This window comes from Mycobacterium gordonae, from assembly GCF_001417955.2.
Taxonomy (GTDB): domain Bacteria; phylum Actinomycetota; class Actinomycetes; order Mycobacteriales; family Mycobacteriaceae; genus Mycobacterium; species Mycobacterium gordonae_B.
Window position 1 is genome coordinate 17,496 of the sequence record NZ_LKTM01000201.1, and the last position, 22,233, is coordinate 39,728.

General features: G+C 66.2%; 17 protein-coding genes and 2 pseudogenes. 11 read left to right on the top strand and 8 right to left on the bottom strand.

Annotation, left to right across the window (positions count from 1 at the left end; all coding sequences use genetic code 11):
• Window positions 1-59: 59 nt before the first annotated feature.
• The 4 genes and pseudogenes from benA to AO501_RS15485 all read left to right on the top strand — a co-directional run bounded on the left by benA (window position 60) and on the right by AO501_RS15485 (window position 6,575).
• Window positions 60-1,427 carry a benzoate 1,2-dioxygenase large subunit gene (benA, locus tag AO501_RS15470; protein ID WP_082658653.1) on the top strand — a complete coding sequence of 456 codons (1,368 nt, stop codon included), beginning with the start codon at window positions 60-62 and terminating at the stop codon, window positions 1,425-1,427.
• Window positions 1,424-1,948: a benzoate 1,2-dioxygenase small subunit gene (benB, locus tag AO501_RS15475; RefSeq protein WP_055578552.1), complete on the top strand. Its 525-nt coding sequence runs from the start codon at window positions 1,424-1,426 to the stop codon at window positions 1,946-1,948. Before benA ends, benB begins: the two co-directional genes overlap by 4 nt.
• A 1-nt stretch (window position 1,949) precedes the next feature.
• Window positions 1,950-3,883, top strand: a pseudogene (gene benC, locus AO501_RS40245) (benzoate 1,2-dioxygenase electron transfer component BenC).
• Window positions 3,884-3,932: 49 nt separating this feature from the next.
• Window positions 3,933-6,575: a helix-turn-helix transcriptional regulator gene (locus AO501_RS15485; protein WP_055578588.1), complete on the top strand. Its 2,643-nt coding sequence runs from the start codon at window positions 3,933-3,935 to the stop codon at window positions 6,573-6,575.
• A 3-nt stretch (window positions 6,576-6,578) separates the two neighbouring features.
• Here the strand turns inward: AO501_RS15485 and pcaD are convergent, their stop codons facing one another.
• Window positions 6,579-7,349 (bottom strand): 3-oxoadipate enol-lactonase, encoded by a 771-nt coding sequence (gene pcaD, locus AO501_RS15490; RefSeq protein ID WP_055578553.1) that lies wholly within the window; start codon window positions 7,347-7,349, stop codon window positions 6,579-6,581.
• Window positions 7,350-7,515: 166 nt separating this feature from the next.
• Between pcaD and AO501_RS15495 the strand changes: the two genes are divergently transcribed.
• Window positions 7,516-7,908, top strand: a complete 393-nt coding sequence (locus AO501_RS15495) for a limonene-1,2-epoxide hydrolase family protein (protein WP_055578554.1) — start codon at window positions 7,516-7,518, stop codon at window positions 7,906-7,908.
• Between the two features lie 49 nt (window positions 7,909-7,957).
• A complete protein-coding gene (locus tag AO501_RS15500) occupies window positions 7,958-9,157 on the top strand; it encodes a TetR/AcrR family transcriptional regulator (protein ID WP_231752505.1) in 1,200 nt (399 codons plus the stop codon).
• 57 nt (window positions 9,158-9,214) lie between these two features.
• Here the strand turns inward: AO501_RS15500 and AO501_RS15505 are convergent, their stop codons facing one another.
• From AO501_RS15505 to AO501_RS15530, 6 genes are read right to left on the bottom strand one after another with little or no spacing between them, the layout of a single operon-like run.
• Window positions 9,215-9,985, bottom strand: a complete 771-nt coding sequence (locus AO501_RS15505) for an SDR family oxidoreductase (protein WP_055578556.1) — start codon at window positions 9,983-9,985, stop codon at window positions 9,215-9,217.
• A gap of 16 nt (window positions 9,986-10,001) precedes the next feature.
• Window positions 10,002-11,072 carry a 3,4-dihydroxy-2-butanone-4-phosphate synthase gene (locus AO501_RS15510; protein WP_055578557.1) on the bottom strand — a complete coding sequence of 357 codons (1,071 nt, stop codon included), beginning with the start codon at window positions 11,070-11,072 and terminating at the stop codon, window positions 10,002-10,004.
• Window positions 11,069-11,575: a flavin reductase family protein gene (locus tag AO501_RS15515; protein WP_055578558.1), complete on the bottom strand. Its 507-nt coding sequence runs from the start codon at window positions 11,573-11,575 to the stop codon at window positions 11,069-11,071. The genes AO501_RS15510 and AO501_RS15515 overlap by 4 nt, the downstream gene beginning before the upstream one ends.
• A gap of 2 nt (window positions 11,576-11,577) precedes the next feature.
• Window positions 11,578-12,627, bottom strand: a complete 1,050-nt coding sequence (locus AO501_RS15520) for an alpha/beta fold hydrolase (RefSeq protein WP_055578559.1) — start codon at window positions 12,625-12,627, stop codon at window positions 11,578-11,580.
• Window positions 12,628-12,638: 11 nt separating this feature from the next.
• Window positions 12,639-15,152, bottom strand: coding sequence for an FAD-binding oxidoreductase (locus AO501_RS15525; protein ID WP_055578560.1), 2,514 nt, complete (start codon window positions 15,150-15,152; stop codon window positions 12,639-12,641).
• 22 nt (window positions 15,153-15,174) lie between these two features.
• Window positions 15,175-16,284 carry an LLM class flavin-dependent oxidoreductase gene (locus tag AO501_RS15530; protein ID WP_055578561.1) on the bottom strand — a complete coding sequence of 370 codons (1,110 nt, stop codon included), beginning with the start codon at window positions 16,282-16,284 and terminating at the stop codon, window positions 15,175-15,177.
• 241 nt (window positions 16,285-16,525) lie between these two features.
• Here AO501_RS15530 and AO501_RS15535 point away from each other — a divergent pair, with 241 nt between their 5' ends.
• The 5 genes and pseudogenes from AO501_RS15535 to AO501_RS37245 all read left to right on the top strand — a co-directional run bounded on the left by AO501_RS15535 (window position 16,526) and on the right by AO501_RS37245 (window position 21,663).
• The gene (locus AO501_RS15535; RefSeq protein WP_055578562.1) at window positions 16,526-17,476 is read left to right on the top strand and encodes an enoyl-CoA hydratase; all 951 of its coding nucleotides are present in this window, start codon (window positions 16,526-16,528) and stop codon (window positions 17,474-17,476) included.
• Between the two features lie 13 nt (window positions 17,477-17,489).
• Window positions 17,490-18,691 (top strand): annotated as a pseudogene (locus AO501_RS15540) (acyl-CoA dehydrogenase family protein).
• Between the two features lies 1 nt (window position 18,692).
• Entirely contained in the window at window positions 18,693-19,745 is a 1,053-nt protein-coding gene (locus AO501_RS15545; RefSeq protein WP_055578563.1) for an acyl-CoA dehydrogenase family protein, read from the top strand.
• A gap of 2 nt (window positions 19,746-19,747) precedes the next feature.
• Entirely contained in the window at window positions 19,748-21,382 is a 1,635-nt protein-coding gene (locus AO501_RS15550) for an AMP-binding protein (RefSeq protein WP_055578564.1), read from the top strand.
• 116 nt (window positions 21,383-21,498) lie between these two features.
• Window positions 21,499-21,663, top strand: coding sequence for a hypothetical protein (locus AO501_RS37245; RefSeq protein ID WP_156452587.1), 165 nt, complete (start codon window positions 21,499-21,501; stop codon window positions 21,661-21,663).
• On the opposite strand, the gene tpx is transcribed toward AO501_RS37245, so the two are convergent.
• Window positions 21,664-22,158, bottom strand: coding sequence for a thiol peroxidase (gene tpx, locus AO501_RS15555; protein ID WP_055578565.1), 495 nt, complete (start codon window positions 22,156-22,158; stop codon window positions 21,664-21,666).
• Window positions 22,159-22,233: the final 75 nt, after the last annotated feature.

Below are 22,233 nucleotides of genomic sequence, written 5' to 3' on the forward strand. Positions count from 1 at the left end.
ATCAGCACTAGCCAAACGCCCAGTGTGACCGCGGCTGCCCCGATGCGATGGTGCAGACCATGTCCGCGAGCTGCTCCCTGACGCAGGTGGCCTCCGTCCTGGCCGATGCGGTCATCGATGATTCCGAGGCCGGAGTGTTCCGCGTCAATCGCCGAATCTTCACCGATGATGACGTTTTCGAACTGGAGATGAAGCACATCTTCGAAGGCAACTGGGTTTATCTGGCCCACGACAGTCAGATTCCCAATCCCGGCGACTACTTCACCACCCACATCGGTCGCCAGCCGGTCGTCATCACCCGCGACAAGGACGGCCGGCTGCACTGCCTGATCAACGCCTGCGCACATCGTGGCGCGATGATCTGTCGCCGCAAGACCGACAACCGGATGACGCTGACCTGCCCGTTCCACGGATGGACGTTTCGCAACGACGGGAAGCTGCTCAAGGTCAAGGACCCCGACGAGGCCGGGTATCCGCAGACGTTCAACGTCGGCGGTTCGCACGACATGACCAGAGTCGCCCGTTTCGACGATTACCGCGGATTCCTGTTCGCCAGCCTGAATCCCGACGTTATCGGCCTTGCCGAGCATCTGGGTGACGCCGCCAAGGTGCTCGACATGCTGGTCGACCAGTCCCCCGACGGAGTGGAGGTGCTGCGCGGCTCGTCGACCTATGTCTACGACGGAAATTGGAAGGTGCAGGCCGAGAACGGAGCCGACGGCTACCACGTGACCGCCACGCATTGGAACTATGCCGCTACCACCACCCGGCGCACCGTCGGACAGTCCACGAACGACACGAAGACGCTCGACGCGGGCAGCTGGGGCAAGTCCGGCGGCGGCTACTGGTCGTTTCCGCACGGCCACCTGTGTCTGTGGACCTGGGCAGCCAACCCCGAAGACCGGCCACTGTGGGACAGACTCGACACGCTCAAGTCCACGTTCGGCGACGCCAAGGGCGAGTTCATGGTCAAGGGCTCACGTAACCTCTGCCTGTATCCGAACGTGTATGTGATGGACCAGTTTTCAACCCAGATTCGGCATTTCCGCCCGATCGCGCCGGATCGGACCGAGGTGACCATCTACTGCATCGCGCCCAAAGGAGAGGCCGCGGCCGCGCGGGCGAAACGCATCCGTCAATACGAGGACTTCTTCAACGCGTCGGGCATGGCCACGCCCGATGACCTGGAGGAGTTTCGTTCCTGCCAGGTGACGTTCCGGGCGCGGGCCGCCAAGTGGAACGACTTGAGTCGTGGTGCGGCGCACCGGCTACCGGGTCCGGACGAGGTAGCCGCGTCCCTCGCCATGCACGGCGTCATCTCAGCCGGGATCAAGAACGAAGATGAAGGCCTCTACCCAGTACAGCATGGTTTCTGGCTGGAATCGATGCGCAGAGCCCTGGACAAGGAACTGGAGCGGTCTCCATGACTACAGCGAGTCCCACAGCGGCGGCGTCCACGCTGATCACGCAGAATGCCATCGAGCAGTTCCTCTACCGCGAGGCTCGCTATCTCGATGACCGCGAATTCGAGAATTGGCTGGACTGCTACGCCGAGGACGTCGTGTACTGGATGCCCGCCTGGACGGACGACGATCAACTGGTGGACGATCCGCAACGGGACATCTCGCTGATCTACTACCCGAACAAGGGGGGGCTGGCCGACCGGGTGTTCCGCATCCGCACCGAGCGGTCGTCGGCCACGTCGATACCTGAACCACGAACCAGTCACAACATCACCAACGTGGAAGTCATCGAGCGTCGGGGACAGCTGGTCGATGTCCGATTCAATTGGCACACCATGTATTTCCGCTACCAGACAGTGGACGCCTACTACGGCACATCCTTCTGCTCTATCGACTTCTCCGGAGCGAACCCGGTCATTCGGCGCAAGACGGTGGTGCTGAAAAACGACTACATCCACCACGTGGTGGACATCTACCACGTGTGAGGTGACTGCCGTGTCAGCACCCGCCTTTTCGGTGGCGCTCTCATTCGAGGACGGTGTCACCCGGTTCATTACCTGCCGAACCGATCAGACGGTGGCTGACGCGTCCTACCAGCAGCGGATAAACATTCCACTCGACTGCCGCGACGGTGCCTGCGGGACCTGTAAAGCGTTGTGCACCAACGGCAGCTATGACGGCGGCAACTACCTCGACGACGCGCTGTCCCGCGCTGAGGCCGCCGCGGGCTACGTCCTGCCGTGCCAGACGCGGCCCCGCTCCGACCTCGTCATGCTGATTGCGGGCACCTCCGAGTCCGCGAGGACGAAGGCCGCCACCTACGCCGGCACCCTGAGCCGGCTGGAACCGCTGTCCGCCACCACGGTCAAACTCGGCATCGACCTACCCAACCGCAACGAACTGGAGTTCCTGCCGGGTCAGTACGTGAACATCGCCGTACCGGGAACCGATCAGGTGCGGTCGTATTCTTTCAGCAACTCCCTCCGGGCAACTCGACTCACGTTCCTGATCAAGCTGACCCCGGGCGGAGCGATGTCGCAGTACCTGACGCACCGCGCCGCTGTCGGTGACCGCATCTGCTTCACCGGCCCACACGGCTGCTTCTTTCTGCGGGAGGACGACCGCCCGTTGCTGCTGCTCGCCGGCGGCACCGGCCTGGCGCCGATCCTGGCGATGTTGCGCACCATGGGCGCCACCGGCGACGCGCGCAGAACACATCTCATCTACGGCGTCAGCACCGACGACGACCTCGTCTGCCTGGACGAGATCGGCGAAATCGTCTCGGCGTTAACGACGTTCACGTGGGACTACTGCGTCTACGATCCGGCCAGCACCGCACCGAACAGAGGACCCGACCGCGGCGTCGTAACCAGTCTGATTGCGCCCCAACACCTCAACCGCGGCGACGTCGACATCTACCTCTGTGGTCCCCCGCCGATGGTGGATGCGGTGCGCGCATATGTCACGAGCGCGCACGGCGCACCACCGGACTTCTATTACGAGAAGTTCACGCCTGCGCTGCCACCGTCCAGTGCACTCGACCGCGACGATCCGCACCTGTACGAGTCGGGTGCCCGGTGCATCGTCGGTCAATTGGTGTTCCAGCCGAGGCAGCCGTGAGCCACCAGTCGTTCATCACCCCTGGCCGCTTTGCCGGCAAGGTCGTCGTCGTCACCGGCGCGGCGCAAGGCATCGGCGAGCGCACGGCCCGGCGCATTCATGCCGAGGGCGGCGCACTCCTGCTGGCCGATCGGTCCGAATCGGTCAGCGAATTTGCCGACGAGTTGACTGCAGACACCGGCCGGGTGGCATCGGCGACGGTGGACCTCGAGCACTACGACGGCGCGGAAGCGCTGGTGTGCCAGGCTATTCGGGCCTTCGGCCGGATTGACGTCTTGATCAACAACGTGGGCGGGGCGATCAACTTCAAACCGTTCACCGAGTTCAGCGCCGCCGAGATCCGTGCCGAGATCGACCGATCGCTGATGACGACGTTGCATGCATGCCGCGCCGTGCTGCCCAGGATGGTCGAGCGCGGGCGCGGCGTCATCGTCAACGTCTCGTCCGCCGCCACCCGGGGTATCCATCGGATTCCGTATTCGGCCGCCAAGGGCGGAGTCAACGCGCTCACCGCATCATTGGCTATGGAGTACGCCGACGCGGGTATCCGGGTGGTGGCCACCGCGCCCGGTGGCACGACGGCGCCGCCGCGGCGGATCCCGCGGGGTACGCCGGTGCCGGCGAACGCCGCCGAGCAAGCCTGGTTCGATGCCCACATCGAGCAGACGATCGCCTCGTCACTGATGAAGCGGTACGCCACTCTGGACGAACAAGCCGCCGCAATCTGCTTCGTGGCTTCCGACGAAGCTTCCTACATCACCGGCACAATCCTGCCCGTCGCCGGTGGGGACATCGGCTGACCGCCATGACGCCGCAGCCGAGCTGGGCAGACCGGCAGCACTTACGATGATGGACGTGACCATCGCGCCCGTCGCGTTCGTCGGCCGCGCAAGTGAGTTCGACGATCTGTCCCGGCGCCTGACGGCCCGCGGAACCGACGGCCTCGAGGTCATCGCGGTGACGGGTCAGCCGGGCGTCGGCAAGACCGCACTGCTGCGCCGGTTCGCCGAATGCCACCCGGCCAGCCGGTGGGCCGCCGCGACCTCCTGGGAGAAATCACTGGTCGGGGGTGTGCTGGCCCAGCTTTCGCAGACCCCTGCGCCTCCTGATCCCGTGGCCGCGGCCGCCCGATTGGCGCGCGAGCTGGCCGGCCGAGGACCGACGCTGCTCGTCATCGATGATGCCCAGCACGCCGACACGCTTTCCCTGCAAGCACTTTCGACTCTGACACGACACTACCGCGATCTCCCCCTGCTCATCGTGATGATCAGCGACGGCCGCGCGTCGGCGGCTCAGGACCTGATTTCCGGCGAGCTCCGGCTGGCGGGGCTACCCCCAGCTGATGTCGCCGAACTGGCGTCCGCTTACGGCCGGAGCCTGCATCCCTCGATGGTCGACCGGCTGACCCGCCACACCGACGGGAACCCTGGACACGTCCGTGCCCTGCTCGACGAGCTACCTCCGGAGACGTGGGCGAAGCTGGACTCGGACCTCCCCGCACCGAGGCAGGTGACGAGGCGGGTCGTCGAGCAGTTGAACGAGGCCGAATCCGAGGGGAGGACACTGGCTCTCGCGCTGGCCGTGCTTGACGGGCAGGCCACCCTGGCCGATGCCGCACGGCTGGCCGACCTCGGTCGGCCTTTCGCCGCGGTGGAAGCGGCAACCCGCGCAGGACTTCTCGCGACCGGCGACCCCCTGCTGCCCCGGTTGCGCGACGGTCTCACCCGGGCAGCGGTGCTCGATCTGGCCGGACCGCAAGCGGTCGCCGATGCCCACCAGCGCGCTGCCGGCATTGTCACTGACGCAGCGGCACGGTTGCGACATCGCGTTGCGGCCACACCGCTGCCCGATCCGGTGCTGGCCGATGAGGTCGATGCGCTTGCCCGCGAATGCGGCGCGGACGGCGCCTGGTCGCTGGCCGCCATCCTGTTCCGCGATGCGAGCCGGCTGACCGCCGACCCGCTGCTACGTGATCGGCGCCTGACTCATTCGGTCGACGCACTGGTGGCCGCCGGGGATTGCGTCGGCGCCGGCACACTCGTGCCGGCGGTGCAGAGCCTGCGCGAAACCCCGCTGCGTAACCTGGTTTTGGCTTATCTGGCGATCCTACGGGGCAGGGCGACCGAGGCCGAGCTGAGACTGCGGCGCGCATGGGACATCGTCGACATCGATCGCGAGCCCGAGACGGCCGCGTTCATCGCCCAGCGACACGTGCTGCACGCCCTCGTGCACTGTCAGGGTGAGCAGGTGGTGCAGTGGGCCGACCGGGCCGTGCAATTGGCCGGTCGTGATTCTTCCGCGGGAATCGAGGCTGCGGCCATCCGCGGTCTCGGTCTCCTCGCCGCCGGCCACCCCGAGCGCGCGGTGGCCGCCTACGAGGACCTGCGGACACGGGTTCGCCACGGGGCCCAAGCGCAACGGGTGGTGATGGGCCGCGGATGGGTGCAGTTGATGTGCGATGACATCGAGGGGGCTCGGTCGAGCCTGGAGAGCGCTGTGGCGTCCGCCCCCCTCGGCGGCTCGACGCGAATCACCTTGTGGGCGTGCGCATGGTTGGCTCGGGTGCAGTTTGTGATGGGCGAATGGGACAACGCCCTCGGCAGCGTCGAGCAGGGCCGCACGCTGGCCCGGTCGAGCGGGATCGTGTTGACGACACCGCTGTTGGAGTGGACGGCCGGCCAGATCGCCGCCTTGCGCGGGGATTGGGTGGCGGCCGAGTCTGCGGCGTGTGCCGCCTCAGCGAACAGCGGCGAGTACGAGATGATGCGTATCCCGACGTTGCTGCTGCGCGCTCAGATCGCGGAGGTGCAGACCGATTACGCCACTGCCCGTCGGGTGCTCGAGCCGCTGAATCAGATCGCTGCGGGTACGTCACTCCTGGAGCCGGGTTACTGGCCGTGGGCCGACGCGATGGGAAACGCCTTGGTGCTCAACGGTGAACTCGAGGCCGCCGACGCTTTCTTGCGGCCCCATGAACAGCGCGCGCGGGCGCGCAAGCATCGCAGCGCGCAGGCCCGCCTGGGTTGTGCGCGGGGCCGGTTGCTCGGTGCGCTCGGCGACATCGCCGGAGCCCGAGCGGTTTTCGAGGAATCTCTGACACTGCTCGACGGGTTGGGGTTGCGCTACGACGCCGCGCGGCTGAATATGGCCTATGGTCAGACGCTTCGGCGAGCCGGTAAGCGCCGCGCCGCGGACGCTGTGATCGGCACCGCGCGTGAGCTCTATGCCGCGCTGGGCGCCGTCATCGACGTCGCTCGGTGCGATCGCGAACTGAAGGCCGGCGGACTTCATCAATCTCGTGACATGCGAGACAGCGCCGAACTGACTCCGCAGGAGGAGGCGGTGGCAGTGCTCGTGGCCAAGGGATTGTCGAATCGTGAAGTGGCTGCCGAGTTATACGTGTCCCCCAAGACCGTCCAGTACCACCTGAGCCGTGTCTACGCGAAGCTCGGCGTGCGGTCGAGGGCGGAGTTGGCGGCGCTGCGCCGCTGAGGGTCACGGGCGTTGGAGGTGGGCGACGATCGCTGTGGTGACCTCAGCGGGTCGTTCGGCGTTGGCCAGATGTGCGGCGTGATCGACGACCAGTAGTTCCGAGTCCCTGACACCGGCGACGATCTCTTGGAGCCTGGCGGGCGGGGTGGCCGGGTCGTCGGCGCCGGCGACGGCCAGCGTCGGTGCAACGACGCTCGACAATGTCGCCCGCAGGTCGACCGCGGCGATCGCCTCGCAGCAGGCCGCATACCCTTCGGCAGGCGTTGCCGCGACCATACTTTCGTGCGCGGCAGCGACCTCGGGGTGGGCTCGCAGATAGTCGCCGGTGAACCACCGCGCCACCACCGAGGGCGCCACCGCGGCAGTCCCCCGCGCGCGCACCAGGGCCGCTCGCTGCGTCCATGCGCCGGCGGGCGCAAGCTGCACCGCGGTGCACAGCACGACGATTCGGTTGACCCGATCAGGGTTTCGCGCCGCCAGATTCAGCGCGGTCATGCCGCCGAGCGACAAGCCGACGACATGGGCGCGTTCGATGCGGAAGCGATCGAGCAGCGCGACGACGTCGTCGGTCAGGGCTTCGATGTCATAGGGGCCGTCGGGCACCGGCGAGGCACCGTGGCCGCGGGTGTCGTACCGCAACACCCGAAAGTGGCGTTCGAGGGTGCCGATCTGGGCGTCCCACATGCGGTGTGTCGATCCCAACGAGTTCGACAGCACCACGACGGGACCGTCGCGGCGTCCGCTGTCGATAGCGTGCACCTCGACCGAACTCATCCGCGACCTGCACCCATCAGTATGTCCATGAACGATATGTAACACGAAGCCCTTGCTGGCAGCCAAACAGCATCTAATAGCCGATTTTCCCTCAATGATGTATTTTAACAATTCGATCATGTTTGATCATGGTGTACGCTGCGCAACCCGAGGAGGGGCGATTCGGATGACCGACACCAAAGAAGCCAGCGAGCAAGTCGTCCGCGATTTCCTCGGATCCTGGGAGGCGCGCAGCCTCGACACTATCTGCAGTGGTTTCGCCGACGACGCGGTCTATCACAATGTGCCGGTCGCGCCGATCGAGGGCATTGCCGGGATTCGCGGGATCTTCGAGGCTTTCCTGGCCGCGTTCTCCGATGCCAAGCTCGATATCGTCACGCTGGCAGCTGAGCCCGGGCGAGTGCTCGTTGAGCGCGTCGACTACTTCACCATGAACGACGGCCGCAAAGTGGTGTTACCGGTCACCGGCGTGTTCGAGGTGAAGAATGGCAAAATCACGCGCTTCAGCGATTACTTTGACCTCGCGGACTTCGAGGGGCAGAGCGGTATGAAGCTTTAGACCGTGTTCGGCAGGATGTTCGGCTCCGGATCGCATGAAGGGGGGCGAGTTGACGGAGACATCGCTTCAACCCGTTAAGCGCAGACCAAAGGACCGAAAGCAGCAGATCCTCGAACAGGCCGTCGGGCTCTTCATCGAGCGTGGCTTCCACTCCGTCAAGCTGGAGGACATCGCCGAGGCCGCCGGGGTCACCGCCCGTGCGTTGTATCGCCACTACGACAACAAGCAGGCACTGCTCGCTGAGGTGATCCGAACCGGGCAGGATCAGTACCAGAGTGCGCGTCGCCTCACCGATGGGCAGGCCGGGCCGGAACCTCAGCCGTTGCATGTCGAACTGCCCAACCTCATCGCGGCGGCCGTCGAGTCCCGCTCCTTGATGGTCCTGTGGCAGCGTGAGGCGCGCTATCTCAACGAGAACGATCGCGCGGAGGTCCGGCGCCGCATCAACGCGATCGTCGCGGGCATCCGGGACAATGTTGTCCTGGAGGTGCCTGGTCTTGGCCCGCAGCATGCGGAACTGCGCGCGTGGGCGGTGTCGAGCACGCTGACCGGGTTAGGTGGGCACAATCTCACCCTGCCAGCCGACGAACTCGAAAGGTGCCTCTCCCAAGCGTCGCTGGCCGCGGCGCGGACCCCTCCGGTGAGCGAGCTACGGCCGCTCGACCCCGCCACCGACGACGACGGCGACGTGCTCTTCTCGCGCTACGAAACACTGCTGGCAACCGGTGCCCGCCTGTTCCGTGCGAAGGGCTACCCGGCCGTCAGCACCAGTGAGATCGGCAAGGGCGCGGGCATCGCAGGTCCCGGGTTGTACCGTTCGTTCTCCTCCAAGCAGGCCATCCTGGACGCGCTGCTGCGCCGCCTCGACGAATGGCGCAGCCTGGAATGTGTCCGGGCGATCCGTGCGAATCACGATGCGGCGCAACGGTTACGCGGTCTCGTCGAGGGACACGTCCGGCTCAGCCTGGATGCGCCTGACTTGGTGGCCGTCTGCGTGACCGAACTGTCGCACGCCTCCGGCGAAGTTCGCGACGGCTACCTACGGAACAAGGCCGACCGCGAGTCGGTCTGGACGGACCTGATCATCGCGCTGAATCCGAAGACGACGATCGTCGAAGCGCGCCTGCTGATCGCCGCCGCGGTCACCCTCATCGAAGACGTTGCCCGCACCTGGCATCTGACCCGTTATTCCGGGGTTGCCGACGAGATCACCGCGCTCGCACTGGCGATTCTGACCAGCCGGTCCTGAGCTTTGGTGGCGACCCGCAGCGCCCGGCTACGCCGCGCTCGCGATCGCCACGGAGCTTCACCACAGCGCGGCAACGGTTCCGCCGTCCGCGATTTGAGTGGTTCCGGTGATCATCGACGCGTCGTCGGAGAGCAGGAACGCCACGATGCTCGCCATCTCCTCGGGCGCGGCCATCCGGCCCTGCAGACGGGCGAACATCGTCCGGGCGCCACCCTCGCCGAGAGCTTCGTCGAACATCGTCATCGCCGTCTGCTGCATCGGGGTGTCGACGAAGGCCGGCAGCAGCGCGTTGGCGCGGATGTTGAACGAACGCAACTCGGCCGCGGTGATCCGGCTCAGATGGCTGATCGCGGCTTTGGACATGCCGTACGCCCCGGACCCGCCGACCGCGATGTGCCCCGCCAGCGACGACATGTTCACGATGGCTCCCCCGCCTCGCTTGATCATCTGTGGCGCAACATGTTTGGTGCACAGCCAGGCGCCGCGCAGGTTGATTCCCATGACACGGTCGAAGTCCTCGACGGAAGTGTCGATGAGCGAAGCGAAGTGAACGACCCCGGCATTGGCGACCAATTTGTCCACGCCGCCGAACAGCGTGACACACGCCTGCACCATTGCGATGACCTGTTCTTCATCGCTGACGTCGGCCTGGTGACCGACCGCACCGCCACCGATCTTGGTCGCAGCCGTTTCGGCCGCCGCGGAGTCGATGTCCGCACACAGCACCTGGCATCCCTCACTGGCAAGTCGCTGCGCCACCGCCAGGCCTATGCCGGCCCCGGCCCCGGTGACGATCGCGGCTTTGCCCGCCAGGTCTTGATGCGTCATATGCCCACTCCGATTCTCAGCCGGCAACTGCCCACGGCTGAGCGTCCATGCCGTGCTCGCGGATCGCCCCGAACAGCACCAGGCCAAATCCTGGCATGTCGTCGGCGAGTTTGAGGGCATACACCCCGAGATCGCGGAGCATCCAGGCGACGGCTTCCGCGTTGGGGTCACCAGCGTCATCCCGCGCAAACAAACCGCAGGCGCGTGGCGGTCCGGCCGGGCGCAGGTACAAGACGACTCCGCTGCCCAGCGCGGACATTCTGTTCAATGCACCGTTGAGTTCGCCGCTGCAGCGACAAGCCTTGGAGCCGAACACATCTCCGGTAAGACACTCGACATGGACATGCAGCGGCACCGGCACGCCCGCATCGGCGGCGCCGATGATCACCGCCAAATGCTCGCCGCCGGCGTGCACGTCGCGGAAGCCGATCACGCGCGAATTCCCGGCCCAGGTCGGCAGCACCGATTCGGCCAGTCGAACCACCTGGGGTTCGGTCCGGCGCCGATAGGCCACCAGCTCGGACATGGAGACCACTGCGAGCCCATACTCGACCGCGAACTCGATCAACTCGCCACCGCGGGCGACCAGCACCGGGTTGCGGCGCGAGACGATCTCGCACAATCCCGCGGCCCGTCCCCGGCCGGCCAGCCGTGCGAGGTCGGTGGCGGCTTCGGCCACCCCGCGTCGTTCCAGCACCCCTCCGGCGCGGGCCTGCACCGGGACGACGTGGCCCGGGCGCTGCAGGTCAGATGCGACGGTGGTGGCCGACCCCAGTGCCGCAATGGTTTTCGCGCGATCCGCCGCCGAGATGCCGGTTCCTGTTCCGTGCACGTCGACCGAGACGCAGTCGGTGTTGTCGCCGTGGCACATCGGCGGTAGCTGCAGTCGCGCACACTCGCTGCCCGGCAACGCCACCCGCACGTAACCGGAAGTATGGCGGACGGTGAAGTGAAGCAGGCTGGGGGTGGCGGCGTCGGCCGCGAATACCAGGAAACCGTCGCCGTCGGGACCGTCGGTGAGAACGACGGCCTGCCCGGCGCCGATCGCGGTGAGGGCGCGCCGCACCCGGACATCGGTGGTCTTCACGCGCGCTCCCAGGGAGTGAGTCGGTGGAAACGGCTCCCGTGGAAGACCAGTGGCGAGGCGTCGGGATCGGCCTGCAGCGAGCATATTTCGAGCAGGGCGATGAGGTGGTCACCGGCCGGGATCTCCTCGCGCAGGCGGCAGTCCAGCTGGGCCGTCGATCCGTGCACGACCACCGCGCCGCCCGGCCGCTCGCTCCAGGTGACTCCGGCGAACCGGTCTCCGGACTTGCGCGACAGGCTGATACACGCTGCGTCGTGTCTCTCGGCGAGCACGCTGACGCCCAGATAGGGCCGCTCCCGTAACCGTGGCCACGTCGTCGAACTGTGCTGGATGCACACCGACACCAGCGGCGGGTCGAGGGAGACCGCCGTGAAGGAACTTGCGGCCATGCCGACCGGGACCCCGTCCAGCACGGCGCAGACCGCGACCACCCCGGACGGGAAACATCCGAATGCCCGCCGAAGCGCGGTCTCGTCGAGACGATCGGTCGCCAGCTCGACCATGACTAGCGGACCCCGTCAAGGAAATTCAGCAGCAGCCGGTTGGTTTCCTCGGGTGCTTCCTGCTGGATCCAGTGGCCCACGTCGGCAATCATGTGCGTGCCCCGGTAATTCGACATCACCTCGCCGGCACGCTCGACGGCTTCTGCTCCCCACGTGGTGCCCACGTCGTACTGACCACCGATGAACAGTGCGGGCGGCGTGAGCGGTTTCCCTTCCTGGTCCGCCAGGTCGTGCCAGTCGTTGTCGATGTTGTGGTAAAAGCTCAGCGGTCCGCCGAACCCGGAGCGCTCGAATTCCGCCGCGTAGAAATCGGCGTCGGCGTCGGTGAACCAGGACGGCATGGTTTCGGGATATACGAACGCGTCCTTCAATTTCGCGCCCTGTGCCATGCAGAGCGGGCCGGCCCGGATCACGTCGATGGGGTCCATCGCGGCCAGGTCCACGCCGGCATCGACGGCGGCCTTGGTTGCCGCGAGCATCCCTTCACCCGACACCGTGTAGGTCAGACCCACCAGCCAGGACCGCACGTCCTCTTCGATCTCGGCGATGATGCCGTCCTGTGCGGAAAAGTAGTCCTGGTACCAGACCCGGCCCTCGCCGGCCAGTTCCAGGTGGTAATCGTTCGGGCGGTGTTCACCGAAAGGACTGCCCGGCAGTCCGATAACGCCACGGCCGGCAAATGGAACGCTGACGCCGACCACACCGGCGCACCGCTGCGGGTGCAACCAGGCGAAGGTCCAGGCCACTGGCGCACCCCAGTCGTGCCCGATGACGAACGCCTGGTCCTCGCCGTACGCGTCGACCACACCCACGATGTCGCCGACGAGTTCCTTGATGCGGTAGGCGGAGTTTAGGAAATACTTCGACGACCGCCCGTAACCGCGCTGATCGATGGCGACCACCCGGTAGCCGGCGGCGGCAAGCGCCGGAATCTGGTGGCGCCAGGAGTACCACGACTCCGGAAAGCCGTGGATGAGGATCACCAACGGCCCGTCACCCTCTTCGACAGCGTGGATCCGGGTGCCGCCGCAGTTCAAGATCCGATGAACCATGTTCCCTCTCCTCAGCGTCCGTCACCGGCGGCCGCACCCACCAGTTCGTCGGCGGGTTGCGTTGGTATCGAACGATTCTCGTAGTTGCGGGCGATCAGCGTCTTCTCCCCCGACAAGCGGGTGCGCGCCCACTTGCCGATGACGCGCCCGGCGATGCCGGGTTTCATCAACGCGGAGGGTGGTTTGACCAGGTGTACCACCGCGAGGAACTCGCGATAGGCGTCGAGGTCGTCGTGCACCAACTCCAGCAGGCGGTCCATGTACCAGGTGAGCACACCGAAGTAGAACGGGCGCTTCTTGTCCACGTCTTTCATCCAGTCGAACCGCAGGTTCTGTTCGCGGATCACGAACCAGGCGGTGTCGGCCATCTTGGCGATCGACCGGTAGTAGCGGCGGGGCAGCTCGCGGTGCCCGGGACCGTACTTGGCCAGCAGCACCTGCATTTCCCGAACTTCCTTGAGCGCCAGACTCATTCCCAGACCCGACACCGGGTCGGCGCTGGTGTAGGCGTCACCGACGGCCAGCAGGGCGCGCGGCAGATTACGCTTCTTCTCGTAGTGCAGGCGCAGCATGTTCGGATAGCGGAAGTTGTAGATCGCGGACGCCGGCTCCAGGCCGTCGATGTTCTCCCCCACCACCGGCGATGGCATCAGGTCGGCGAACTCGCGGAACTCTTTGGCGGTGCGGGGCGGCGAATAACAGTTGTAGGCCACCAGCGAGGTGGACAGCAGGGTGCGGGAGCTGTCGGTGTAATACTGCGCCGCGTAGGTGTCCTCGAACGGGCGGTAGGCATAACAGATCACCATGACCTTGTCCTGCCACTGCCGTTCGGGCGGAACATGGTGCTGCATCGTGGAATAGAAACAGTTGATGATGTCCTGCTCGACCTCCGGCGCGCCAATGCCGATGCGGTCCAGGAACTCTGGGACACGGGTGTTCTTGCCGGACGCGTCGACGACGAATTCTGCCGGGATCACCTCGGATTCGTCACCCACGGCGACCCCGACGACGGAGTTGTTCTCGCGGTCGAACACCAGGTCGGTGACCTCCGACTCGTAGCGGAAGTCGATGCGTGGCTCGTCGTCCAACCGGCGTCGCACACACCATTCCAGTAGCGGCCTGCCGGCGCACACGATTTCGATGCCGCTGGTGCCGGGCTTTTTCCAGGACCCCCCCAACCGGATCCGGTACTGGGCCGCCATGTCGACCTTGAAGGCGCCCTCGCGCACCATGTCGTCGACGATCCCCGGGAAGAAGCGCTCGAGCTCGATCTGCCCGGCGGTGAGAAGGTGATGCAGATGCCAGCCCTGCGCGGCACCGGGCCTGCCCTCCCGGCGTCGGTGCGGGTCGTCCTTCTCGAGAACGATGACGCGTTCAAAGGTCTCGCTGCACACCTTGGCCGCGGCGATGCCGGCGATGCTGCCGCCGATCACGACGGCGGTGCCGCGACCGCGCCGGCGCACGTCACCGATGTCCACCGCCGAGTAGTCGACGCGCGACGGAGTGCGCGGGCGTGCGGCGCCACTGGGGACGAACTTCTCGTAGTACAGGCCCACACGCTGGAAGCCGTTGTTGTCCAGCCATGTTCGGGTCGCCTCGACCATCGCCGCCGGACCACACAGGTAGACGTCGGCGTCGCCACCGGCGAGCATCCGCCCGTCGAGCAGATCGGTGACCAGGCCGGTGCGCCCATCCCACCCGGCGTCCGGGTTTGCCACGATGACGTGCACCTCCAGGGCGGCGACGCGGCGCCGCAGTGCCGTCAGTTCGTCGAGCTTGCACAGGTCTTCGGCCGCGGTGACCCCGTAGAGCAGATAGACCGGCTGGCTGGTGTCGGCAGTCAGGCTCGCCGCCATGGCCAAGATCGCCGACAAACCCGTGCCGCCGGCGACCAGGATGACCGGCCGCACGACCGGACGAAGGTAGAAGCTGCCTTTACTGCAGCGCATGGCAACTCGGTCGCCGGGCTTCGCGCGGTCGCGAAGATAGTTCGACATGACGCCGTCGGGCAGCAACCGGATGATGAACTCCAGTTCGGTGCGACCGTCGGGATGCGCGTAGGAGTAATTGCGCCAGGTCTCGGTGCCAGGGACCTGCAGCTGTGCGAATTGGCCGGCCTTGAAGCGCAGAGCGGTGCCCAGGCCCGAGACGTCGAGCTTCAGGATGGCGGTGCTGGGCGACACCAGGTCGACCTCGGTGACCACACCGTCGCCGGTGACGAGGAGAGCGGCGTTGTCGTCGGCCGGGTACTGCAGCTCGATGCGGCAATCCGTAGTGGGGAAGGTCTGGCAGGTGAGGATTTTCCGGGCCTCGCGCTCGACGTCGGACAGGCCCTCGGTGCGGCCCATCTCGTACCTGCCCGAGGCGCAGGTGGCCACGCAGGTGCCGCAGATGCCGCTCTGGCATTCGTTGACGATGGCGACGCCGTGTTCTTCGGCGGCATCCAGCATCGACTGGTCCGGCCGAACCGGCATCGTCCTGGCTGTTCCGTCCGAATAGCCTACAGTGACTTGGCGAACCGACATTTGTTGCCCTTCCTCGAGTGCGCTAGACGACCAGGGCGACCGGTTTCTTGGCGATGCGGGCATTGAGTCTTGGCATGACCTCCTCGGCGAGCAGGCGCAGCGACTCCTTCCACGGCCCCGGGTCCTCCCGGTAGTCGAACCCGAGCACGAGCAGGTGACCGAACCCGCCGACCTGGTCGTAGGTGGCTTCGAGTTTGTCCACCACCGTCTCCACCGAACCGACGACAAAGGTGTTCTCGGCCAGGTATTCCGCGGTGACGTCGTCGTCGGCCACCGATGGGTGGTGTTTGTAGAACTTGGTCATGCCGAACATCCGGAAGGTGGGCAACGTGTACTCGCGCATGGCCCGGCCCATGGCGCCGTCCACGGCGTAACGGAATGCCTGCTCATCGGTTTCGGCCACCAGCACCTCGCGGACCAGCCGCCAGTCGCGGCGGTCGGGGGTGCGACCGCTGCGCTCGGCTCCCTCCAGCACCGCGTCCCAGTGGGTGGCGACGTATTCGGTGTTGAGATCCAGACTCATTGGCAGATAGCCCCGTTCGCCCGCCAGCTTCAGCGTTTCGGAGCCGGCGCTGAAACCGGTGACGCCGATCGGCGGGTGCGGACTCTGGAACGGCTTGATGTGGCGTTTCATCAACCCTTCGAACATCGGCGCAATTCCGTTGGCGTTCCAGTACTTTCCGCGGTGCTCCCACGGCTGGTCCTCGGTCCAGATGCGCAACATGATTTCCAGCGCCTCACGGGTCATCTCGCGGTGCTCGCCGTTCTTGCCGTCGACGTCGTACAGGGCCCAGTCGCCGGGGATGCCGCTGGCGCCGACCCCCAACATGAAGCGGCCCTGAGCGAGATGGTCGAAATACGCCACCCGGTGCGCCAATTCGACCGGGTGGTGATAAGGCAGCAGGTGAGCCCCGGGTGCGAGCTTGATGTGCTTGGTGCGCAACAACGCCTGGGCCAGCAACAGATCGGGGGCGCAGATCGGCTCCCACGGCACGGTGAAATGTTCACCCACCCAGGCTTCGACATACCCGAGCTGGTCGGCCAACTCGATGATGTCGAGGTCCCACTGGGTCGCGTCGAACAGAGTGCGCTCCGGTGGATGGGCCGGCATGAGGAAGATTCCGATCTCCATCGTTAACCCTTCTTCGTCGTAGGTGCCCCGAGCCGGGATTCCGGCGCGCTGCGGTTGGCTCGTCTCTAGGTATACACAGTACTAGCAAGATACTTCGTTGTACACAAGATGCTTATTTCTTGGTGATTCGCCAGGTCTGTCTGGCCAATGTGGCGTATCGGCTATGGACATAATGACGAACTTCCGCGTAACCTCGCACACGTCACCCGTTCTGCGCGGCAGTCGGCAGCAAGGAGTAGCCATGAGTGTCACCGGGGTCGGTCCGGTCGATCACCGGTCCAATGGGGAGCGTCCCGCGGGAGACTTCCAGTTCATCCGCTACGAGACGCTCGATGACGGGCTGATCGCGATCATCACCCTCGACCGCCCGAAGCAGCGCAACGCGCAGACCCGCGGACTGCTGGTGGAACTGGGCAGCGCCTTCGAACTCGCGGAAACCGACGACAGGGTTCGAGTGGTCATCCTGCGCGGGGCCGGGCCGGCTTTCTCGGCCGGTCACGACCTCGGCTCGTCCGACGACGTCCGCGAGCGCACGCCGGGTCCCGGGCAGCACCCCACCTATCAATGCAACGGCGGGACCTTCGGCGGGGTCGAGTCGCGCAACCGCCAGGAATGGCACTACTACTTCGAGAACACCAAAAGGTGGCGAAACCTCCGCAAGATCACGGTCGCCCAGGTACACGGCACCGTCTTGTCGGCGGGCCTGATGCTGGCATGGTGCTGCGACCTCATCGTCGCCGCGCAGGACACCGTGTTCGCCGACGTGGTGGGCACGCGGCTGGGCATGTGCGGTGTCGAGTACTTCGGCCATCCGTGGGAGTTCGGGCCGCGCCGGGCCAAGGAGCTGCTGCTCACCGGCGACTCGATCGGAGCCGACGAGGCACACGTGCTCGGCATGGTCAGCAAGGTGTTCCCGGCCGACGAACTGGCCGACAGCACCATCGCATTCGCGCGGCGGATCGCGAAGGTGCCGACCATGGCCGCGCTACTGATCAAGGAGTCGGTGAACCAAACCGTCGACGCCATGGGATTCACCACCGCGCTGGACGGATGCTTCAAGATCCACCAACTCAACCATGCGCACTGGGGTGAGGTCACCGGCGGAAAGCTCTCCTACGGAACCGTCGAGTACGGACTCGAAGACTGGCGCGGGGCCCCGGAGATCCGACCCGCCGACAAGCGGCGACCCTGACGCGAGGTCCGGCGTGGATGTCACCTACCCGCCCGAGGCGGAATCGTTTCGCAGCCGAATCCTTGCCTTCCTGGCCGAACGGCTGCCTCCGGACTGGCGCGGGCCCGGTGCACTCCCCCCGCGGGAACGGGAAGAGTTCGCGGCCGAGTGGCGGCGGGCCCTGGCCGCGGCCGGCCTGGTCGCGGTGTCCTGTCCCCACTCGAACAGGTGGTGCTGGCCGAGGAGTTCGCCCGCGCCGGCGCCCCCGAGCGCGCGGAGAACGATCTGCTGGGCATCGATCTGCTGGGCAACACGCTGATCGCGGTCGGTACCGACGAGCAGAAGGCTCGCTTCCTGCCGCGCATCCTCTCGGGTGAAGACCGTTGGTGTCAGGGCTTTTCGGAGCCGGAGGCCGGCTCAGACCTGGCGGCGGTACGAACCCGCGCCGTGCTCGATGAAGACGGGTGGGTGATCAACGGCCAGAAGATCTGGACCTCTGCCGGCACCACGGCGAACTGGATATTCCTGTTGGCGCGCACGGACCCCCGCGCGCCCAAACATCAGGGCCTGTCGCTGCTGCTGGTGCCGATGGATCAGCCCGGTGTCACGGTCCGGCCGATCGTCAACGCCGCCGGTGACTCGTCCTTCAGCGAGGTTTTCCTGACCGACGCCCGTACGGCGGGTGGCAATGTGCTGGGCGGCGTCGGTCACGGGTGGCCGACCGCCATGACCCTGCTCGGTTTCGAGCGCGGATCGGCGGTCACTACCGTGGCGATCGAGTTCGGTCGGGACCTGGACCGACTGTGTGCCCTGGCCCGACAACGCGGTGTGAATACCGAGCCGCGCATCCGAGATGCATTGGCGTGGTGCTATTCCCGTGTCCAGATCATGCGCTATCGGGGGTATCGGGGCCTCACCATGACGCTCGGTGGGCAGCTACCCGGCGCCGACGCCGCGATCAGCAAAGTCATCTGGAGTGAATACTTTCGTCGCTACACCGATCTGGCCGTCGAGATCCTGGGACTCGACGCGCTAAGCCCGTCGGGACCGGGCAATGGCGGCGCGCGCGTGGTGCCGGAGGCGGGCACGCCCAACTCCCCCTCGTGCTGGATGGACGAGCTGCTCTACTCCCGCGCCGCAACGATTTACGCCGGCAGCTCTCAGATTCAGCGCACGGTGATCGGCGAGCGCCTGCTGGGGCTGCCGCGGGAGCCACGCCGGGAGGCGGTGCGCTGAGATGGATTTTCAATACAGCACCGAACACGACGACTTCCGGGCCGCGCTGCGCGGTTTTCTGCGGGACCACGTGCCGGACCTGCGCGCGGCCGACGGTCACGACAGCAGGCTGTGGCGGCGCCTGTGCGCAGAACTGGAATTGCCGGGCCTGCACATCCCCGCGGAGTACGGCGGCGCGGGCGCCACCCTCGTGGAGACCGCCATCGCCTGCACCGAACTGGGCCGCAGCCTGGCCCCGGTCCCCTTCGTGGCCAACGCATTCGCCATGGAAGCGATACTGCGAATGGGCGACGAGGAACAGCGTAAAACGCTGTTGCCCGGGTTGTTGTCGGGTGAGCAGGTGGCGGCATTCGCTGCTTTCGGCCCGTCAGCGGCCGACGCCGCCGGCAACGGCAAACTGACCGGCGAATGCAGCCCTGTTCTGCATGGTCATGTCGCCGACCTGTTCGTCGTGCCGGCCGGTCGCAACGGCCGCGTCACGCCGCACGTCGTGCGGGCCGACGCGCCGGGAGTCCGCGTCGAGCGCCTGCCCTCGTTCGATCTCACCCGACCCGTCGCCGCGTTACAGCTTTCCGACGCCCCCGCCGAAGCGCTCGGCGCGGGTGCTCCCGGTGCCTTCGACCGCGTCACCGACGTGGCGCGGGTGTTGCTGGCCGCGGAGATGTTGGGCGGGGCCGAGTCATGCCTCGACATGGCGGTCGACTATGCCTGTCGCCGAACGCAATTCGATCATCCGATCGGATCTTTCCAGGCCGTCAAACACGCCTGCGCCGAGATGATGATCGAAATCGACGCGACCCGCGCGGCGGTGATGTATGCCGCGATGAGCGCAACCACCGGGGAAGACTTGCATCTCGCCGCGCCACTGGTGAAGGCACAGGCCGCCGACACGTTCGTGCAGTGCGCCGGCACCGCCATCCAGGTCCACGGCGGTATTGCGTTCACCTGGGAGCACGACCTGCACCTCTATTTCCGGCGGGCCACCACCGCTGCGGCACTGTTCGGCAGCAGTGCGCACCACCGCGCCCTGCTCGCCGACCGTGCGGGTATCTAGGCGTGGGTTCCTACGCCGCCGGGCCGGTCGATGCGCCACTGCTCGAGCAGACCATCGGCGCAAATCTGGAGTGCACCGCCCACGACCACGCCGGCACCGAGGCGCTGGTTGACCTCCCGAGCGGCCGGCGTTGGACCTACGCCGAATTCAACGCCGAGGTCGATCGCCTGGCAATGGCCCTGCTGGCCACCGGAATCGAGCGCGGTGACCGGGTGGGCATCTGGTCACCCAACTGCCCGGAGTGGACGATCCTGCAGTACGCAACCGCCAAGGTCGGCGCCATCCTGGTTACCATCAACCCGGCATACCGCAGCCATGAGTTGTCTCATGTGTTGCGGCACTCGGGTACGCGGCTGTTGGTCTCGGCGGCCGCGTTCAAGACCTCGGATTATCGGCGGATCCTGGACGAAGTTCGTTCGGAAGCAACGGATCTGGACGACGTTGTGTTCCTGGGCGGCGGCGACTGGGATCGACTGCGCCGGCGGGCGGCCGGCGTGCGGCGCACGGTTTTGCGGGACCGGATGGCGACCCTACGTCCGTCGGACCCGATCAACATCCAATACACCTCGGGCACAACGGGTTCGCCCAAAGGCGTGACGCTGTCGCACCGCAACATCCTGAACAACGGGTTCTTCGTCACCGAGCAGATCGGCCTCGGTCCCGGTGACCGGTTGTGTATCCCGGTGCCCTTCTACCACTGCTTCGGCATGGTGATGGGCAACCTCGGCTGCACCAGCCACGGTGCCACCATGGTGATCCCGGCGCCAGGCTTCGACCCCGCGGCGACCCTGTGGGCGATCGAACAGGAACGTTGCACCGCCGTGTACGGCGTACCGACCATGTTCATCGCCCTGCTCGGGCACCCCGACCGTGCCGATCGCGACGTGTCGTCACTGCGAACGGGAATCATGGCCGGTGCGTCCTGCCCGGTGCAGGTGATGAAGCGCTGCATCGACGAACTCCACATGGCGCAGGTGTCGATCGCCTACGGCATGACCGAAACATCGCCGGTGTCCTGCCAGACCAGGGTCGACGATGACCTGGAGCGCCGTACCGAGACGGTGGGCCGGGCGCATCCACATGTCGAGGTCAAGGTCATCGACCCGGCCACCGGCCGCGTCGTACCGCGGGGAGAGCCCGGCGAACTGTGCACGCGCGCCTACTCGGTGATGCTGGGTTACTGGCGCGACCATGAGCGGACCCGTGAGGTGCTCGACGACGACGGCTGGATGCACACCGGCGATCTGGCGGTGATGCGTGACGACGGCTACTGCGTAGTGACCGGCCGCCTCAAGGACCTGATCATTCGAGGTGGCGAGAATTTGTCGCCGAAGGAGATCGAGGACTTCCTGCACACCCACCCTGACGTCCAGGACGTGCAGGTGATCGGCGTGCCCGACGACAAGTACGGCGAGGAGGTCTGCGCGTGCATCCTGATGCGTCCCGGGCGGACCGCATTGGACGCCGACGCGGTGCGACGGTTCTGTGCGGGGCGGATCGCACACTACAAAATTCCGCGCTACGTCCAGATCGTTGACGAATACCCGATGACGGCGACCGGAAAAGTACGCAAAGTCGAACTGCGTGTACACGCGGCCCGGCTACTGGGCCTGGAAAAGGCAGTGTCCAACTGTTAGACAACGTCGCGAAAATGTCTGTACAACAATAGTTTTCGCTATGAAGTACTTCCCGTCACCGCATTTCGACGCTAATCTCGTCGCCATTGCGATATTCGCCGGCCTTGGAGCAAGCCATGAGTGACAGGAACAGAGTGCGCACGGTCCGCGCGGTGCTGGCGCTTTTGATGACCGTGATGGGCGGGATGATGCTGGCCGGGTGCCCGGTCAGCGCTCAGCCTCCCCTGGCGCCGCGCGCGGCGGACACGGTGATTGTGCCCGGCAGCGTCCCCGGCAGCTAGCTACCCCAACGCGGCGAGCGCGGCGTCGTAGTCGGGCTCCTGCGCGATCTCCGGCACCAGCTCGGTGTGGGCAACCTTGCCGTCGGCTCCGATCACGACGACCGCACGGGCCAGCAGGCCGGCCATCGGACCGTCGACGATCGTGACGCCGTAGTCCTTGCCGAAGCTGTCCCGGAACGCCGACGCCACACTGACGTTCTCAATGCCTTCGGCACCGCAGAACCGCTTCTGCGCGAACGGCAGGTCGTTGGACACGCACACCACCGACGCGCCGCTGTCCGCCACGCGTTCGTTGAAGGTCCGCACGCTGGCGGCGCACACCGGGGTGTCGATGGACGGGAAGATGTTCAGCAGCACCGGCTTTCCGTCGAACTGATCGCTGCTGAAGGGGCTCAGATCGCCGCCGGTCATGCTGAAGGCGGGGGCCGGAGATCCGACGGCGGGAAGCTCGCCGACGGTGTTGATCGCATTTCCGCGCAAGGTTATCTGTGCCATAGGCACAGTCTGCCAAAAGCCCCTGCAACGACTTGCGCCCAGGTCCGATGTCCTGATTCGTGGGGTACATGGCCT

Coding starts and splice junctions, on each gene's coding strand:
- AO501_RS15530 (WP_055578561.1), bottom strand. CDS start 16,284: ATGGAGATCGGAATCTTCCTCATGCCGGCCCATCCACCGGAGCGCACT.
- benB (WP_055578552.1), top strand. CDS start 1,424: ATGACTACAGCGAGTCCCACAGCGGCGGCGTCCACGCTGATCACGCAG.
- AO501_RS15515 (WP_055578558.1), bottom strand. CDS start 11,575: ATGGTCGAGCTGGCGACCGATCGTCTCGACGAGACCGCGCTTCGGCGG.
- AO501_RS15545 (WP_055578563.1), top strand. CDS start 18,693: ATGGATTTTCAATACAGCACCGAACACGACGACTTCCGGGCCGCGCTG.
- AO501_RS15505 (WP_055578556.1), bottom strand. CDS start 9,985: ATGACGCATCAAGACCTGGCGGGCAAAGCCGCGATCGTCACCGGGGCC.
- AO501_RS15525 (WP_055578560.1), bottom strand. CDS start 15,152: ATGTCGGTTCGCCAAGTCACTGTAGGCTATTCGGACGGAACAGCCAGG.
- AO501_RS15535 (WP_055578562.1), top strand. CDS start 16,526: ATGAGTGTCACCGGGGTCGGTCCGGTCGATCACCGGTCCAATGGGGAG.
- AO501_RS15520 (WP_055578559.1), bottom strand. CDS start 12,627: ATGGTTCATCGGATCTTGAACTGCGGCGGCACCCGGATCCACGCTGTC.
- AO501_RS15495 (WP_055578554.1), top strand. CDS start 7,516: ATGACCGACACCAAAGAAGCCAGCGAGCAAGTCGTCCGCGATTTCCTC.
- AO501_RS15485 (WP_055578588.1), top strand. CDS start 3,933: ATGGACGTGACCATCGCGCCCGTCGCGTTCGTCGGCCGCGCAAGTGAG.
- AO501_RS37245 (WP_156452587.1), top strand. CDS start 21,499: ATGAGTGACAGGAACAGAGTGCGCACGGTCCGCGCGGTGCTGGCGCTT.
- benA (WP_082658653.1), top strand. CDS start 60: ATGTCCGCGAGCTGCTCCCTGACGCAGGTGGCCTCCGTCCTGGCCGAT.
- pcaD (WP_055578553.1), bottom strand. CDS start 7,349: ATGAGTTCGGTCGAGGTGCACGCTATCGACAGCGGACGCCGCGACGGT.
- tpx (WP_055578565.1), bottom strand. CDS start 22,158: ATGGCACAGATAACCTTGCGCGGAAATGCGATCAACACCGTCGGCGAG.